Origin of the sequence: Pseudomonas sp. P20 (genome assembly GCF_016463925.1) — a bacterium.
Classification (GTDB): Bacteria; Pseudomonadota; Gammaproteobacteria; order Pseudomonadales; family Pseudomonadaceae; genus Pseudomonas; species Pseudomonas aeruginosa.
On the sequence record NZ_JAEMVM010000001.1, the window covers coordinates 1 to 560 of the forward strand.

The 560-nt window shown below is 68.8% G+C and carries 1 protein-coding gene; it reads right to left on the reverse strand.

Going from position 1 to position 560, the window contains the following annotated elements:
- The coding region (gene tssI / locus JHD77_RS32250) for a type VI secretion system tip protein TssI/VgrG (RefSeq protein WP_199509149.1) at nt 1-560 on the reverse strand (560 nt) is incomplete at both ends.

Genomic DNA, 560 nt, shown 5'->3' on the forward strand with positions numbered 1-560 from the left:
CCGCCAGGGCTGCTGAGGCTCTTGAAGACGCTGCGGGTCTGGTTCGCCGGCAACTCGTAGGGCACCGGGTGGGCGGCGTGGTAGACGCAGCCGCTGACCAGCGGCTGGTCGGGATCGCCTTCGAGGAAGTCCACCAGCACTTCCATGCCGACCCGCGGAATGACGATGCCGCCATAGCCGTTGCCGGCCCAACCGCTGGCTACGCGCAGCCAGCAACTGCTCTTGTCGTCGCCCTGGCCCTCGCGGTCCCAGTGGAACTGCACCCTGACCCGGCCGTAGCGGTCGCAGTGGATTTCCTCGCCCGGCGGGCCGGTCACCACCGCGGTCTGGCTGCCCAGCACGCGCGGCTTCGGGTGCTCCAGCGGCGGGCGGAAGAACACCTCCCAGGGCGTGGCGAGGAAGCGGTTGCGGTAGCCCTGCTGGAAGTCGTCCGTGCTGGCCGACGTGTCGGAGGTAACGTTCTCTTCCAGCACCTGCGGCTGCTTGCCTTCGTGGAAGACTTCGCTGAGCAGCCACAGGTCGTTCCACTCCGCGCGCGGGTGCTCGGCGATCTCCAGGAA